The sequence below is a fragment of the Mycobacterium sp. genome (genome assembly GCF_025933915.1).
Classification (GTDB): domain Bacteria; phylum Actinomycetota; class Actinomycetes; order Mycobacteriales; family Mycobacteriaceae; genus Mycobacterium.
Window position 1 is genome coordinate 1 of sequence record NZ_JAICZA010000103.1, and the last position, 16939, is coordinate 16939.

General features: G+C 66.8%; 11 protein-coding genes. 8 read left to right on the forward strand and 3 right to left on the reverse strand.

Annotation, left to right across the window (positions count from 1 at the left end):
- The 3 genes from Q0W90_RS16395 to Q0W90_RS16405 form a co-directional block, all read left to right on the forward strand.
- Window positions 1–450: FAD-linked oxidase C-terminal domain-containing protein (locus tag Q0W90_RS16395; RefSeq protein WP_297775255.1), on the forward strand; the 450-nt coding region annotated here is incomplete at its 5' end.
- 248 nt (window positions 451–698) lie between these two features.
- Window positions 699–1940, forward strand: coding sequence for a cytochrome P450 (locus Q0W90_RS16400; RefSeq protein WP_297593096.1), 1242 nt, complete (start codon window positions 699–701; stop codon window positions 1938–1940).
- Window positions 1940–2521: a TetR/AcrR family transcriptional regulator gene (locus Q0W90_RS16405; RefSeq protein WP_297593094.1), complete on the forward strand. Its 582-nt coding sequence runs from the start codon at window positions 1940–1942 to the stop codon at window positions 2519–2521. Before Q0W90_RS16400 ends, Q0W90_RS16405 begins: the two co-directional genes overlap by 1 nt.
- Window positions 2522–2550: 29 nt before the next feature.
- Here the strand turns inward: Q0W90_RS16405 and Q0W90_RS16410 are convergent, their stop codons facing one another.
- Window positions 2551–3690 carry an acyltransferase gene (locus tag Q0W90_RS16410; RefSeq protein WP_297593092.1) on the reverse strand — a complete coding sequence of 380 codons (1140 nt, stop codon included), beginning with the start codon at window positions 3688–3690 and terminating at the stop codon, window positions 2551–2553.
- The gene (locus tag Q0W90_RS16415) at window positions 3687–5387 is read right to left on the reverse strand and encodes a DEAD/DEAH box helicase (RefSeq protein ID WP_297699911.1); all 1701 of its coding nucleotides are present in this window, start codon (window positions 5385–5387) and stop codon (window positions 3687–3689) included. Before Q0W90_RS16415 ends, Q0W90_RS16410 begins: the two co-directional genes overlap by 4 nt.
- A gap of 188 nt (window positions 5388–5575) precedes the next feature.
- Here Q0W90_RS16415 and Q0W90_RS16420 point away from each other — a divergent pair, with 188 nt between their 5' ends.
- Together Q0W90_RS16420 and Q0W90_RS16425 are read left to right on the forward strand one after the other, a co-directional pair.
- Window positions 5576–6181 (forward strand): LppP/LprE family lipoprotein, encoded by a 606-nt coding sequence (locus tag Q0W90_RS16420; RefSeq protein WP_297699919.1) that lies wholly within the window; start codon window positions 5576–5578, stop codon window positions 6179–6181.
- 57 nt (window positions 6182–6238) lie between these two features.
- Window positions 6239–9652, forward strand: coding sequence for a TM0106 family RecB-like putative nuclease (locus tag Q0W90_RS16425; RefSeq protein ID WP_297699909.1), 3414 nt, complete (start codon window positions 6239–6241; stop codon window positions 9650–9652).
- Window positions 9653–9656: 4 nt separating this feature from the next.
- Here the strand turns inward: Q0W90_RS16425 and Q0W90_RS16430 are convergent, their stop codons facing one another.
- Complete coding sequence (locus Q0W90_RS16430; RefSeq protein WP_297593086.1) at window positions 9657–11684, reverse strand: MFS transporter; 2028 nt, start codon at window positions 11682–11684, stop codon at window positions 9657–9659.
- Between the two features lie 274 nt (window positions 11685–11958).
- Between Q0W90_RS16430 and Q0W90_RS16435 the strand changes: the two genes are divergently transcribed.
- From Q0W90_RS16435 to Q0W90_RS16445, 3 genes are all read left to right on the forward strand, one after another.
- Window positions 11959–12738 carry a hypothetical protein gene (locus Q0W90_RS16435; protein WP_297593084.1) on the forward strand — a complete coding sequence of 260 codons (780 nt, stop codon included), beginning with the start codon at window positions 11959–11961 and terminating at the stop codon, window positions 12736–12738.
- Window positions 12739–12985: 247 nt separating this feature from the next.
- The gene (locus Q0W90_RS16440) at window positions 12986–16711 is read left to right on the forward strand and encodes a multifunctional oxoglutarate decarboxylase/oxoglutarate dehydrogenase thiamine pyrophosphate-binding subunit/dihydrolipoyllysine-residue succinyltransferase subunit (RefSeq protein ID WP_297699906.1); all 3726 of its coding nucleotides are present in this window, start codon (window positions 12986–12988) and stop codon (window positions 16709–16711) included.
- Window positions 16712–16836: 125 nt separating this feature from the next.
- The coding region (locus Q0W90_RS16445) for an SDR family NAD(P)-dependent oxidoreductase (RefSeq protein WP_297775258.1) at window positions 16837–16939 on the forward strand (103 nt) is incomplete at its 3' end.

The following is a 16939-nucleotide window of genomic DNA, read 5'->3' on the forward strand; positions in this document are numbered from 1 at the left end:
TCGACCGACGATCCCGACGAGGGCGAAGCGTTCGTCGCCGCGCGGCGGTTTTGCATCCCGGCCGTCGAAGCCAAGGGTTCGTTAATGCTCGAAGATGTCGGGGTGCCGCTTCCCGCGCTGGGCCGGCTGGTCACCGGGATCGCGGGGATCGCGGCCGAACGCGACCTGATGATCTCGGTGATCGCCCACGCCGGTGACGGCAACACCCACCCGTTGATCGTCTACGACCCCGCCGATGCCGACATGACCGAACGCGCCCACCTGGCGTTCGGCGAGATCATGGACCTGGCCGTCGGACTCGGCGGCACGATCACCGGCGAGCACGGCGTCGGCCGGTTGAAGCGGCCCTGGCTGGCCGGCTATCTGGGACCCGACGTGATGGACCTCAACCGGCGCATCAAGCAGGCCTTGGATCCGCAGGGCATCCTCAACCCCGGCGCGGGCATCTGAGCTGCGGCCGCCGGGTGTGCGCCCAGGGCGGTGAGTGGGCGCCTGGGGTGGCGAGTGTGCATCCAAGGTGGCGAGTGTGCATCCAGGGCTTTCGGTGTGAACCCTGGGTGACGACACGCCGCGTGGACACGCCACCAATGCCCACTCAAAGCCGTCATTGCACACTCGACGCCGTCATTGCACACTCGAACGCCCATTGCGGGCGTCAACGCCTTGACACCATTCGTAGTTTGTCCTATGAATGAGACATGGCTGCTGCTATGTCTCACCACGCGCCGGTCGAATTCCAGCTCGCGACCGCCGCCACCTGGACGAACCCGTGGCCGATGTACCGCGCGTTGCGCGACCACGATCCCGTGCACCACGTCGTCCCCCCGAAATCCCCCGAGGACGACTACTACGTGTTGTCCCGGCACGCCGACGTGTGGGCCGCCGCCCGCGACCACGAAACCTTCTCCTCGGCAAAGGGTTTGACCGTCAACTATGACGACCTGGAACTCATTGGTTTGCAGGATAATCCGCCTTTTGTGATGCAGGATCCACCGGTACACACGCAATTTCGGAAGCTGGTGTCGCGCGGCTTCACGCCCCGGCAGGTCGAGGCGGTGGAGCCCAAGGTCCGGGAATTCGTCGTCGAGCGCATCGAGGGGTTGCGCTCGGCCGGCGGCGGCGACATCGTCACCGAGCTGTTCAAACCGCTGCCGTCGATGGTCGTCGCCCATTACCTCGGTGTGCCCGAAGAGGACTGGGTGCAATTCGACGGCTGGACCCAGGCGATCGTCGCGGCCAACACCGCCGAAGGCGGGGTTGCCGGTGCGCTGGAGACCGTCGGCGATGCGGTCGGGTCGATGATGGCCTACTTCACCGGGCTGATCGAACGGCGCCGCACCGACCCCGAGGACGACACCATCTCTCACCTGGTGGCCGCCGGGGTCGGTGCTGACGGTGACATCGCCGGCACGCTGTCGATCCTGGCCTTCACGTTCACGATGGTCACCGGCGGCAACGACACCGTCACCGGGATGCTCGGCGGGTCGATGCCGGTGCTGCACGAGCGGCCCGACCAGCGAAAGATACTGTTGGACAACCCCGAATTGATCACCGACGCGGTCGAGGAGTTGCTGCGGATGACCTCGCCGGTCCAGGGACTGGCACGCACGACCACGCGCGACGTGACGATCGGTGACACCACCATTCGCGCCGGGCGCCGGGCGCTGCTGCTGTACGCGTCGGCCAACCACGACGAACGCCAATACGGGCCGGACGCCGGCGAGCTCGACGTGACCCGATGCCCGCGCAACATCCTGACGTTCAGCCACGGCGCACACCACTGCCTGGGCGCCGCCGCGGCCCGGATGCAGTCGCGGGTCGCGCTCACCGAACTGCTGGCCCGATGCCCGGACTTCGAGGTGGACGAGTCGGGCATTGTTTGGGCGGGCGGCAGTTACGTGCGGCGGCCGCTGTCGGTGCCGATTCGAGTGCAATCCTGATGCCCGGCAACGACTGGCTGGGTGCACACCGTACCGAAGCGGCCGCCGACCGGATACTCGACGCGGCCGAACAGCTCTACACGCAGCGCGACTCGGATTCGATCGGCATGAACGAAATCGCTAGGGCAGCAGGGTGTTCCCGCGCGACCCTGTACCGCTACTTCGAGAACCGCGAGGCGCTGCGCACCGCTTATGTGCACCGCGAGACCCACCGGCTCGGCCGTGCGATCAAGGAGCAGATCGACGGGATCGACGAGCCCCGCGAACGGCTGATCGCAAGCATCACCGCAACCCTGCGCATGGTGCGCAGCACTCCGGCATTGGCGTCGTGGTTCGCCGTCACCCGCCCGCCGATCGCCGGGGAGCTGGCCGAACGATCCGAGGTGATCGCTGCGTTGGCCGCTGCATTCGTCAGCTCGCTCGGACCGCAGGAGCCCGCCATCGTGGAGCGCCGGGCGCGGTGGGTGGTCCGGGTGATCACCTCGCTGCTGTTGTTTCCCGGCCGCGACGAAGCCGACGAGCGGGCGATGATCGAAGAATTTGTCGTCCCGATCGTGATGCCGGTTTCCGCGCGCGGCTAGACACCACCCGATTCGCCGCGGTAGGCGGCTCAGTCCCGCACGCGGGTGAAACGGTGCAGCAGCCACGCCAACGGGATCGTCAGCGCCAGCGTCGCGACGAACAGGTTGAGCATCGGGCCGGTGTAGACACGGGCGCCAACCACGTAGTCCATCGCGAATTCCATGGTGATCAGGTGGATCAGGAAGATCTCGTAGGAGATCTCGCCCAGCCACACCATCGGCCGGCTGGCCAACAGCCGCGAATACCATCCGTGGTCCCCCAGGGCCAGCGGCGCCACCGCCAGCGCGGCGATCACGGCATAAAAGCACGTCTTGAACAACGCTTCGCTCAGCGTGGCCGGGGACGTGGTGGGTGCGCCGGCGATGGGAGTGGACACGATGAAATAGCTGATGGTCGCCAGCGGGATGGCCACAAATCCGTAGCCGCGCACACCCATCTCCTGCAGCACCGTGAGCATCATGCCGGCGAGGAACCAGGCCAGGTAGGTGGGCAGCCATAGCCGCGCGCCGTCGGGAAACCAGTGATCGGTGTGCACCAGAACCAACCATGCCGGGCTGATCAACACCAATCCCGCCAGGGCTGCCAGCACCAATTTCGGTTGCCATTGCCGCCGGCACATCAGCACCAGCAGCAGGTAGGCCAGCAGCGGAAGGAGGACGTAGAACGAGGCCTCCACCGCCAGGCTCCACATCTGGGTCAGTCCCTGGTGCAGATACTTGCCCAGATAGCCGTCGCAGTAGATCTGCGTCAGTGTCAGGTTGCGCGCCAATCCCAGCCACGTGTGTCCGGGGTTGGGCCCCGCCTCGCGGTAGTGGTACAGCACGTAGGCGAACAGCACGGTGAGGACGTAGGGGGGCATGATGCGCCGAACCCGGTGCCACGCATAGCGACTCAGCGACGGCGGCGGGCCGCCGGTTGCGGCGGACTTCACCCAGGGCCGGAACAACAGGTAACCGGAGAGCACGAAGAAGATCGGCACCCCGATCTCCATCCGCGAACCGACCAGGCCCCAATAGCCGTGTGTGTATTTGCCGGTGGTGTACGCCGCGTGGGTCCCGACGACGAGCAGCGCGGCGACGGCGCGGACTCCGGTCAGCGAGGCGACGCGGTCGACGCGAGAGGTCTGCTCGAGCCCGCCCTGGGCGTCCTGTTCTTCGGACAGTGTCATCCGCCGTGTTTCCTGCGCGGCTTTTCGCCGTCCCGGCCGCGGGACTTGGCGGAGGACCAGTCCGGCTGAAGGTTGATCAACACCCCCGAAATACGGGTTTGCTCAAGTCTTTTCAGTGTCGACTTGGGCAGCTTGGCCGGCAGTTCCACCAACGAGAAATCCGGCCCGATCGAGATGTGGCCGAAATCGCTGCGATGCAGCCCGCCCTCGTTGGCGATGGCGCCGACGATCGCGCCCGGACCGATCTTGTGCCGCTTGCCCACCGCGATGCGGTACGTGGCGAAGGGCCGTGTCGACCGTGGCTTTTCGGGGCGATCGCGCTGTTCGATGCGCCGCTCGCGCCGCTCGCGCGGAGGTTCGGGCGCCATCAGGAATTCTTCGCCGTCGCGGGATTGCAAGGCCAGGGCGGCGGCGATATCGCCCATCGGGGTGTCGTGCTCGCGTTCGTAGTCCTGGACCAGCTTGCGGAACAGGTCGATGCCGGGAGCCCCGAGCGCGGTGGTGATGGAATCGGCGAATTTGGCCACCCGCTGCGCGTTGACGTCCTCGACGGTCGGCAACTCTGTCTCGGTGAGCGTTTGCCGCGTGGCCTTTTCGATGGCCTTGAGCAGGTGGCGTTCTCGCGGCGAGATGAAGAGCAGCGCGGTTCCCGAACGTCCGGCCCTGCCGGTGCGCCCGATGCGGTGCACGTAAGACTCGGTGTCATGCGGAATGTCGTAGTTGAGCACGTGCGAGATCCGCTCCACGTCCAGCCCGCGCGCGGCGACGTCGGTGGCAACGAGGATGTCGATGCCACCGTCCTTCAGGGCGGCGACGGTCCGCTCGCGCTGGGCCTGCGGGATATCGCCGTTGATGGCCGCCGCGGAAAACCCACGGGCACGCAACTTTTCGGCCACTTCCTCGGTGGCCTGTTTGGTGCGGACGAACACGATCATCGCCTCGAACGGCTCGACCTCGAGGACTCGGGTCAGGGCGTCCATTTTGCGGGGGCCGGCGACCTGGATGTAGCGCTGCGAAATATTTTCGGCGGTCGCCGTTTTCGCCTTGGTGGTGACCTCGAACGGGTCGTGCAGGTATTTGGTGGTGAGCTTACGGATGGCCGGCGGCATGGTCGCCGAGAACAAGGCGACCTGTTTGTACTCGGGGGTTTCGGACAGGATGCGTTCGACGTCTTCCGCGAAACCCATGGTGAGCATTTCGTCGGCCTCGTCGAGCACCAGGTAGTCGACCCGCGACAGATCCAGCGTGCCGCGTTCGAGGTGGTCGATGACCCGACCTGGCGTGCCGACCACTACGTGGGCGCCGCGCCTCAGCCCGGCCAGCTGCACGCTGTAGGACGAGCCACCGTAGATCGGCAGCACGTTGATCTTCGGCAGATGGGCGCCGTATCGGCTGAACGCCTCGGCGACTTGCAGGGCCAGTTCCCGGGTGGGGGCGAGTACCAGGGCTTGGGTGGCGGTGCTGGTGACATCGATCTTGGACAGGATCGGGATCGCGAACGCGGCCGTCTTGCCGGTACCGGTCTGGGCCAGCCCTACGACGTCGGATCCGGCCATCAACGCCGGAATCGTCGCGGCCTGGATACCGGTGGGTGACTCGTAACCGACGTCAGCGACTGCCCGCAGAACCGAGGGGTGGATCTGCAGGTCGGCAAATGTCGTAGAGGCAGCGTCAGTCGAGCTGTCTGAGAGGGTCATCGCCCAAGGAGTCTAGTGGTGATCGCCAGCTCAGCAGAGCTGAGCGCAGCGGGTCACCACCAAACGACCCCAGCGTGATCGCCAGCTCAGCAGAGCTGAGCGCAGCGGGTCAGCGCTGTGGGGCGGCCCGGGTGATCATCAGCACAGCCGAGCGGATCCCGGCCACGCCTGCCACACCCGCGCGCCCGATGACGGTACGGTGCGTCGATGTGTGGTCGCTACCGTGTCGTACCGAGCCACTGACCTGCTCGGCCGCCCTCGCACTGATCGCCGTCGCGTTGACCGGCTGTGGTTCCGGAGACTCCACGGTCGCGAAGACACCGCAGGCACGGACGACTTCTGAGACCGCGTCGATCACGGCCCCGGCGACGCCATCACCTGCCGCCCAGCCCGGCAACGCATCGCCGACCGATCCATGCGCGGTCAACCTCGTCTCCCCCACCATCGCGAAGGTGGTGTCCGAACTGCCGCGCGACCCGCGCAGCCAGCAGCCCTGGAACCCCGAGCCGCTGGCCGGTAACTACAACCAGTGCGCGCAGCTCTCGGCGGTGATCATCAAGGCCAACACCAACGCGGTCAGTCCCACCACCCGCGCGGTGCTGTTCCACCTCGGCCAGTTCATCCCGCAGGGCGTCCCCGATACTTACGGATTCAATGGCATTGACCCGGCGCAAACCACGGGCGACACCGTGGCGTTGACCTACCCCGGCGGGATCAAGGGCTTGAACACCAACGTGAAGTTCCATTGGAACGGCAGCGCCGTCGAACTGATCGGCAACACCCCCGCCCACTGATCCCGGCGCGCCGCCCGGCGCGACCCTCCTGTCGGAGCCCTGACCTACAGTGGCCCAGTGTTCGTGACCGGCGACAGCATCGTGTACAGCGCGTCGGACCTTGCCGCCGCCGCCCGCTGCGAATTCGCGCTGCTGCGGGACTTCGACGCGAAACTCGGCCGCGGATCGGTGACCGTCACCGAGGACGATTTGCTCGCGCGGACGGCCGCCCTCGGCGACGAGCATGAGCGGCGCGAGCTCGCGCGGTTGCGCGAGCGGTTCGGGGATGCGGTCGCGGTCATCGGCCGCCCGGCCTACACCCTCGCCGGGCTGGCGGCGGCCACCGACGCGACCCGGCGCGCGGTCGCCGCCCGCGCTCCCGCCGTGTATCAGGCCGCGATGTTCGACGGCCGCTTCCTCGGATTCGCCGACTTTCTGGTGCGCGACGGCGAGCAGTATCGGGTCGTTGACACCAAGCTGGCCCGTTCCGAAAAGGTGACCGCACTGTTGCAGCTGGCCGCCTACGCCGACGCGTTGGCCGCCTCGGGTGTGCCGGTCGCGCCCGAAGCCGAACTTCAGCTTGGCGATGGAACGGCCGTACGGCACCGCGTCTGCGACCTGGTCCCGGTTTACCGTTCGCAGCGGGCGCGGCTGCAACGGCTCCTCGACGACCACTATGCCAGCGGTGCCGCGGTGCGCTGGGACGACGAAAGCGTGGCCGCCTGTTTTCATTGTCCGCTGTGCATCGAGCAGCTGCGGGCCACCGACGATGTGCTGTTGGTCGCCGGCCTGCGAGTAAGCCAGCGGGACAAGCTGTTTGCGGCGGGCATCACCACGGTCGCCGAACTGGCCGCCCACAGCGGACCCGTGCCCGGGCTGTCCTCCGGTGCCGTCGGCGCCATGACCATCCAGGCGAAACTGCAAGTCCGCCAACGCGACACCGGCGTTCCGCAGGTCGAGGTCCTCGATGCGCAGCCGCTGGCGCTGCTCCCCGAACCGGACCCGGGCGATCTGTTCTTCGACTTCGAAGGCGACCCGCTGTGGACCACCGATGGTCGCGAGTGGGGCCTGGAATATCTCTTCGGTGTTCTGGAGGCCGGACCGGCAGGCAAGTTCCGGCCACTGTGGGCGCACAACCGCGCAGATGAACGCGCGGCACTGACAGATTTCTTGGCGATGGTGGCCAAACGGCGCAAGCGCCGTCCCAACATGCACATCTACCATTACGCGCCGTACGAGAAGACCGCGTTGTTGCGTCTCGCCGGGCGTTACGGCGTCGGTGAGGATGACGTCGACGAACTGCTGCGCAGCGGCACGTTGGTCGACCTTTACCCGTTGGTGCGCAGGAGTATTCGCGTCGGTGCGGAGTCATTCAGCCTCAAGGCGTTAGAGCCGCTCTACATGGGAAACCAACTGCGGGCGGGCGACGTGACCACGGCCACCGGCTCGATCACCTCCTACGCACGGTACTGCGACCTACGTGCAGAGGGCCGCGGCGACGAGGCCTCATCCGTGCTCAAGGAGATCGAGGACTACAACCACTACGACTGCCGGTCGACCCAGGAACTGCGGAACTGGCTGATGCTGCGCGCCTACGAATCCGGTGTCGTGCCGATTGGCGCCCAGCCCGTGGGCGACGGCAACACCGTCGACGACCGCGACCAGCTGGCGGTGACATTGTCGACGTTCACCGGGGCCGCCGGCATCGACGAGCGCACCCCGCAGCAGACGGCCGTGGCGCTGGTGGCGGCGGCGCGCGGTTACCACCGGCGCGAGGACAAACCCTTCTGGTGGGCGCATTTCGACCGGTTGAACTTTCCCATCGACGAATGGTCGGATAACACCGATGTTTTCGTCGCCGAGGACGCGTGCGTCAGTGTCGAGTGGCATACCCCTCCCCGCGCGCGCAAGCCGCAGCGCCGACTGGAGTTACGCGGCCAGCTGGCGCGCGGTGATTTGAAGACCGATGTCTTTGCGCTGTACAACCCACCGGCGCCGCCCGGCATGACCGACAACCCGGACCGGCGGGCGGCCGGACGGGCCACCGTCGTCGAGGCCGACGATCCGGCGGTACCCACCGACGTGGTCGTCCTCGAACGAGTGGGTAGCGACGGCAAGCCATTTCACCAGTTGCCCTTCGCGCTGACCCCGGGCCCGCCCATTCCGACCACGGCCGTGCGGGAATCGATCGAGGCGACCGCTGCCGCGGTGGCCGCCGGACTCCCGCAGCTGCCCTGCAGCGCCGTCGTCGACGTCCTGCTGCGCCGCGCACCCCGCACGCGCAGGGGGGCTCCCCTGCCGCGCGGCGCCGGCACCGTCGCCGACATCACCGCCGCGCTACTCGATTTGGATGCGTCCTACGTGGCGGTGCACGGCCCACCGGGCACCGGCAAGACGCACACGGCCGCGCGAGTGATCCAACACCTGGTCACCGAGCACGGCTGGCGCGTCGGTGTCGTCGCGCAATCGCACGCCACGGTGGAAAACCTGCTGGACTGTGTGATCGACGCCGGCCTGGATCCGCAGCGGGTCGCGAAGAAGCGCTACGACCACCAGGCTCCGCGCTGGCGAGAGATCGACGGCAGCGCGTACGCCGCATTCCTCGCTGATACGCCGGGTTGTGTGATCGGCGGTACCGCATGGGATTTCGCCAACGCCAACCGGATACCGCCGGGGGGACTGGATCTGCTGGTGATCGACGAAGCGGGCCAATTCTGTTTGGCCAACACCATCGCCGTGGCCCCGGCCGCCACCAATCTACTGCTGCTCGGGGATCCTCAGCAGTTACCGCAAGTCAGCCAGGGCACTCATCCGGAGCCGGTGGACGCCTCCGCGCTGGAGTGGCTGGTCGACGGTCAGCGCACCCTGCCCGACGAACGTGGCTACTTCCTGGACCGCTCCTACCGGATGCACCCCGCTGTCTGCGCCGCGGTTTCCGCGCTCTCCTACGAAGGCAGGCTGTATTCGGACGAATGCACCGCCGCCCGCCGCCTGGACGGGTATCGGCCCGGGTTGCAACTGCTTTCGGTTGAGCACCAGGGTAATTCGACGGACAGCCCCGAAGAGGCCGACGCGATCGCGGCCGAGATCGCGCGGCTGCTCGGCGCGTCGTGGACCGATGAGCACGGCACCCGGGCATTGACCGCTTCCGATGTGCTGGTGCTGGCGCCCTACAACGCCCAGGTGGCGCTGCTCCGCCGCCGGTTGAGTGCTGCCCGGCTCGGCGGGGTACGAGTGGGGACCGTCGACAAGTTCCAGGGCGGGCAGGCACCCGTGGTGTTCATCTCGATGACGGTTTCCTCCGCGGACGTCGTGCCACGCGGAATCTCCTTCCTGCTCAACAGAAACCGACTCAACGTCGCGGTCAGCCGCGCGCAGTATGCCGCGGTGATCGTGCGGTCACCGGCACTGACGGAGTACCTGCCCGCCACACCCGCCGGCGTGATCGACTTGGGCGCATTCTTGGCGCTCACCCAGCCCGAACTGCGCTGAGGACCTAACCGCCCGACGAGTGCCGGCCGTTACCGGTGGGGTCATCGTCGGGGTCGGGGCGGTGGTGCTGACCTCGCAGCGATTCACCTTCGGTGAAATGGTGACCCGCCGGACCCGTGTGGGGGCGACGCGGCGGCCGGGTGAGCCGCTCCACCGGCGGGCTGGGCTTGATCGAGCGCCGCACCGCCACCTGGCGAAGGCGCTTACCACCGTCCACATGAGACCCGTTGTGGGCAAATCCAATTGGTTGTTCTTGCGCAACCGGGTCGTCGAGCACACTGTGCCACGAATCGACCGGGCCCCGATGCCGAACCTCGGCGGGCGGTCGAGGCGCGACATCAGCGCGCTGCCATGGCGCCCGGTCGCCACCGCCGCCCCCCTCGACGTCGGGTTCACGCAGGAGGACGAATTCGACGTACTCGTCGTCGTCATAGTCGTCGTCGACAATGTCATCGCCGCCGGACCCCAACGGATCGGCGCCTCGACCGCCACCAACGCGGGACGAAGGCCCGAAGCCCACCAAGAACAGCGCGGCGATGATCCCGAATAACGCGACGAACGCCGGCAACAACACTGACTGCGACATCGCCGCCGCGAACGGCTCGCGCAGGAACCGGGGCAGCTGCAACGCGATGTCGTCCTCCCCGGCGCCCGAGCCGGACGGCGGTCGCGGCATCTCGGCACTGATCCGCCACGTCATGAATGCGGCCATGCCGGCGCTGCCGAGCACCGCGCCGAGCTGGCGAACGGAGTTGTACGCGGCCGAGCCCGCACCGGCCAACTGCCCCGGCAGGTTACGCGTCGCGGTCGCGGTCAACGGCGACCACACGAACGCCATCCCGACGCCCATCGCGAAGAACGGCAACACCAGCCGCCAGATCGGTGTCGTCGGCAACATCTCGAAGGTGAGCCAGGTCAGCGCGATCGCCAGCACCGCAAAGCCGAAACCGAGCACCGGTCGCGGATGGTATCTGTCGACGATCTTGCCGGCGGACGGCGCAAAGACGCCGTTGGCGATCGCCATCGGCGCGATCAACAAGGCCGAGCGCGTCGGCGAGAGCCCGCAAACGGCCTGCGCATAAAACGTCAGCGGCAGCATCATCGCTGTCGCGACGAACGAGACGATGGCCACCCCAACGTTGCACAGGCTGAAATCACGGTCACCGAAGATCACCAACGGAATCAGCGGCTCGTGGGGGTTGACCGACTGCCAGAACACAAACGCCGTCATGAACCCGACGCCCGCGACGATCAACGCCCAAATCCACGGCTCCCAGTGCGCGGCCTGCCCTTGCTGCAGCCCGAACACGATCAGGAACATGCCCACCCCGGACAGCGCGACCCCGATCAGGTCAAACCGGTGCGACTGGGTGGGCAGCACCGGGACCAGCCAATACGCCAACGCCAAGCCGATCACACCAACGGGGACGTTGACGAAGAAGATCCACTGCCAGCCCAGCCCGTCGACCAGCACACCGCCGGCCAGCGGGCCTACCAGGCTGGCGACACCCGCGGTGGCGCCCCACAAGCTCACCGCGACGCCCCGCCGCTGCGGCGGGAAGATCCGGGTGATCGTCGACAGGGTCTGCGGGGTGAGCAGGCCCGCTCCGATACCTTGCACGACGCGGGCCGCGATCAGCATGGCGGCGCTGCCCGACACCCCGCACCACACCGAGGAGACGGTGAAGACCACCAGGCCGATCAGGTACAGGTTTTTGGGGCCGAACCGGTCACCGAGGCGGCCCGCCACTAGCAGCACGACGGCATAACCCAGCAGGTAGGCGCTGGTCACCCAGACCACGGTGTCGTAGCCGATGCGCAAATTGGCCATGATGGTCGGGTTTGCGATGGCGACGATGGTCGAGTCGACCATGATCATGAAGAAGCCGATCATCATCGCCCAAAGCGGGTTCCAGGGGTTCTGCGAGTGCGGCGAGCTCCGGGTGATGAAATCCCAGCGTTTGGTGGCCTGCGCCGGCGTCGAACCCGCGCGCCACCCACCCCCGGGCATGCGGGGCGCAGCCGTGCTCATCCACCCCACCTCGTTTCGCTAGCGACGATGTCGTTACGCCGTATCGGCCCCGTCTGGTCGACAGGCCTGAACCACCCAGGTCATCGAGCACGCGCACGGCGAACTGTCCACCACGGTGACCGACCAACGGCCCGGCCCTCGCAGGCATCCAGGCTGCATTATTCCCGGTGGCGCAATAGGGCCGCGCGGCAAGGATCCGACAGGGATCGATAACGCGTCAGGATCTGCCGCGGGCACGTTAGCCTGGAAGAATCCCATTTGCAGGAGAGTCAGTATGCGGGCCCGACGGAAAAGGTCACCGAACCGGTTTTTTCACATGGCCAACGCGGGACAGGCGCCGGCCGCCAAAAGCGGTCGACCCAAAATGTCCGCGCGGGCGTTGGCGCAGGTCATCGAGCGCAGCTCGCGGATACAGGGCCCGGCTGCCGAGGCCTATGTGACCCGGCTGCGCAATGCTGATCCCGATGCCAGCCCGGCGGAGATCCTGGCCAAGCTGCAGAAGCGCTATGTGGCCATCGTGACCGCCGCCGGCGTCGCGGTGGGGGCCGCGGCGACCGTCCCCGGAATCGGTACGTTGAGTGCCCTGTCAGCGGCGGCCGCGGAAACGGTGACATTCCTGGAGGCCACCGCGTTCTTCGTGTTGGCGGTCGCGGTGGTCCACGACATTCCGGCCGATCACCGGGAACGACGCCGCGCCCTGGTGCTGGCGGTGCTCGTCGGTGATGACAGCGAGCACGCCGTCGCCCAGCTGATCGGTCCGCGCCGCACCAACGGCGGCTGGATTTCCGAAAGCCTGGCCGCGCTGCCGCTGTCCTCGATGTCGCGATTGAACTCGCGGCTGCTCAAGTCGTGGGTCAGGAAGTACACCATGCGCCGGGGCGCCCTGTTGTTCGGCAAACTGCTGCCGGTCGGGATCGGGGTCGTGGTGGGAGCGGTCGGCAACTACCTCGCCGGCAAGAAGATGATCCGCAACGCCAACAGGGCGTTCGGTGCCCCGCCCGGGCGCTGGCCCCGCGCGCTGCATCTGGTGCCGCCCATCCACGAAGCCGGCTAGTGGCGATCGCAAACGCGGCGTAGCCGGGCGAAGCGGGTCGCCACCATCGGGCCAGGCCACATCCCGCCATGAGGCACCCCGGTCCGCCTGGCAGATTGGTGGCGAAAGGTTAGCCTTTATAGGGCGGAAGCAATGGGTACCGCCATGGGTGTGGTGTGCTCGGCCCCTCGGGGCCGACAAGGTGAGGCGCCGCGCGATAGCGCTGCGGTGACCCTGTAGGACAAAGGGATTGAGGCGAACTGCGGTCGTGAGCAACATAAGTTCACCATTCGGGCAAAACGAATGGCTGGTCGAGGAGATGTACCGCAAGTTCCGCGATGACCCCTCGTCGGTCGATCCGAGCTGGCACGAGTTCCTGGTCGACTACAACCCCGAGCCAACCGGCGAAGCGCCCCAAGCCGCTCCGACCAGCGGCGATGGCCAGCCGGCTGCCGCCGCGGCGCCGGCTCCGGCCGTCCCGGAGCGCACCAAGCCCGCGCCCCCCGCCAGCACGGCACCCCCCGTCAGCACGGCCGCCGGCAATGGGGTCCCGGCGCGGCCCGCGCCGGCGAAGGCCGCGATTGCCCCGCCGGCGGAAGGCGACGAGTTGCAGACGCTGCGCGGCGCCGCGGCGGCCGTCGTCAAGAACATGTCGGCGTCGCTGGACGTGCCGACGGCGACCAGTGTCCGCGCCGTTCCCGCCAAGCTGCTGATCGACAACCGGATCGTCATCAACAACCAGCTCAAGCGCACCCGCGGCGGCAAGATCTCGTTCACCCACCTGCTCGGGTACGCGCTGGTGCAGGCGATCAAGAAGTTCCCCAACATGAATCGGCACTACGCCGAGATCGACGGCAAACCGACAGCTGTCACACCAGCTCGTACCAATCTGGGCCTGGCCATCGACCTGCACGGCAAGGACGGCAAGCGTTCCCTGGTGGTGGCCGGCATCAAGGGCTGCGAGACCATGCGGTTCGCGCAGTTCGTCACCGCCTACGAAGACATCGTGCGACGGGCCCGCGACGGCAAGCTGACCGCCGAAGACTTTGCCGGCGTGACGATTTCGCTGACCAACCCGGGCACCATCGGCACCGTGCACTCGGTGCCACGGCTGATGAGGGGGCAGGGCGCCATCATCGGCGTCGGCGCCATGGAGTACCCCGCCGAGTTCCAGGGCGCCAGCGAGGAACGCATCGCCGAGCTGGGGATCGGCAAGCTGATCACGCTGACCTCGACCTATGACCACCGCATCATCCAGGGCGCGGAATCCGGCGACTTCTTGCGGACCATCCACGAGATGCTGCTGTCGGACGCCTTCTGGGACGAGATCTTCCGCGAGCTGGGCAACCCCTACCTGCCGGTGCGCTGGAGCACCGACAACCCGGACTCGATCGTCGACAAGACCGCGCGGGTGATGGAGTTGATTGCGGCCTACCGCAATCGCGGCCACCTGATGGCCGATATCGACCCGCTGCGCTTGGACGGCAGCCGGTTCCGCAGCCACCCCGATCTCGAGATCCTCAACCACGGCCTGACGCTGTGGGATCTCGATCGGGTGTTCAAAGTCAACGGCTTCGCCGGTTCCGAGTACAAAAAGCTGCGCGACGTGCTGGGTCTGCTGCGCGATGCGTACTGCCGTCACATCGGCGTGGAATACACCCACATTCTCGATCCCTCGCAACAGGAATGGCTGCAACAGCGTGTTGAGACCAAGCACGTCAAACCGACGGTGGCCGAGCAGAAGTTCATCCTGAGCAAACTGAACGCGGCCGAAGCCTTCGAAACCTTTCTGCAGACCAAATACGTTGGCCAGAAACGGTTTTCATTGGAAGGTGCGGAAAGCATCATTCCGATGATGGATGCGGCGATCGACCAGTGCGCCGAGTACGGCCTCGACGAAGTGGTCATTGGGATGCCGCACCGCGGCCGGCTCAACGTGTTGGCCAACATCGTCGGCAAGCCGTACTCGCAGATCTTTTCCGAGTTCGAGGGCAACCTCAACCCGGCGCAGGCGCACGGATCCGGGGACGTCAAATACCACCTGGGCGCCACCGGTGTGTACCTACAGATGTTCGGCGACAACGACATTCAGGTTTCGCTTACCGCCAACCCGTCGCACCTGGAGGCCGTCGACCCGGTGATGGAGGGTCTGGTTCGGGCCAAGCAAGACCTGCTGGACCGCGGCGCCGAGGACCAGGGGGACGACAAAGCCTTCTCGGTGGTGCCGATGATGCTGCACGGTGACGCGGCGTTCGCCGGCCAGGGTGTGGTCGCCGAGACGCTGAACATGGCGAATCTGCACGGCTACCGCGTCGGCGGCACTATCCACATCATCGCCAACAACCAGATCGGTTTCACTACCGCGCCGGAGTACTCGCGGTCCAGCGAATACTGCACCGACGTCGCGAAGATGATCGGAGCGCCGATCTTCCACGTCAACGGCGACGACCCGGAGGCGTGCGCGTGGGTGGCCAAGCTGGCCGTCGATTTCCGGCAGGAGTTCAAGAAGGACGTCGTCATCGACATGCTGTGCTACCGCAAGCGCGGGCACAACGAAGGCGACGACCCGTCGATGACCAACCCCGCCATGTACGACGTCGTCGACATCAAGCGGGGAGTCCGTAAGAGCTACACCGAAGCCCTGATCGGTCGCGGCGACATCTCGATGAAGGAAGCCGAGGATGCGCTGCGCGATTACCAGGGCCAGCTCGAGCGGGTGTTCAACGAGGTCCGCGAGCTGGAGAAGCACGGCGCGCTGCCGAGCGAATCGGTGGAGGCCGACCAGATGCTGCCCGCGGGCCTGGCCACCGCGGTGGACAAGGCGTTGCTGGCCCGCATCGGTGACGCATTCCTGGCGCTGCCCGAGGGCTTCACCGCGCACCCGCGGGTGCAGCCGGTGCTGGAGAGACGCCGGGAGATGGCCTACGAGGGCAAGATCGACTGGGCCTTCGGCGAACTGCTGGCGCTGGGCTCGCTGGTGGCCGAGGGCAAGCTGGTGCGGCTATCGGGGCAAGACACCCGCCGCGGCACCTTCTCGCAGCGGCACTCGGTGCTCATCGACCGCAACACCGGCGAGGAGTTCACGCCGTTGCAGCTGCTGGCGACCAATATCGACGGCACGCCCACCGGCGGCAAGTTCCTGGTCTACGACTCCCCGTTGTCGGAATACGCCGCCGTCGGCTTCGAGTACGGCTACACCGTGGGCAACCCGGACGCCCTCGTTCTGTGGGAGGCCCAGTTCGGGGACTTCGTCAACGGCGCGCAGTTGATCATCGACGAGTTCATCAGCTCCGGTGAGGCCAAGTGGAGCCAGTTGTCCAATGTCGTGCTGCTGCTGCCGCACGGCCACGAAGGCCAGGGACCCGACCACACCTCGGGCCGCATCGAACGCTTCCTGCAGCTGTGGGCCGAAGGTTCGATGACGATCGCGATGCCCTCCACGCCGTCCAACTACTTCCACTTGTTGCGGCGCCACGCCCTCGATGGCGTGCAACGGCCCCTGATCGTGTTCACCCCGAAGTCGATGCTGCGCAACAAGGCGGCGGTCAGCGACGTCAAGGACTTCACCGAGATCAAGTTCCGCTCGGTGCTCGAAGAGCCGACCTACGAGGACGGCATCGGTGATCGCAGCAAGGTCAGCAGGGTCCTGCTGACCAGCGGGAAGCTCTACTACGAATTGGTGGCCCGCAAGGCCAAGGACAATCGGGACGATGTCGCGATCGTTCGGATCGAACAGCTCGCCCCGCTGCCCAAGCGCCGGCTGGGCGAAACGCTGGACCGCTACCCGAGCGCAACGGAGTACTTCTGGGTGCAGGAGGAGCCGGCCAATCAGGGCGCCTGGCCGCGATTCGGTCTGGAATTGCCCGAGCTGCTGCCCGACAAGCTGACCGGCCTCAAGCGGATTTCCCGCCGCGCGATGTCGGCTCCATCGTCGGGCTCATCGAAAGTGCACGCCGTCGAGCAGCAGGAGATCATCGACACGGCCTTCGGCTGATAACGCCGAGCGTCGACTTGTTGGGCCCGAACGCCAAGTTTTCGCGCAACGAGTCGACGTTCGCACCCGACGAGAGCGGTACCGCCGAGCCTCGACGCATACGGGCCGACAAAGGAAGGGTGCTCATGCAAGGGTTCGCCGGCAAGGTCGCGGTGGTGACGGGCGCAGGGTCGGGTATCGGGCAGGCGCTGGCCCTGGAGTTGGGCCGCTCGGGCGCCAAGGTGGCCA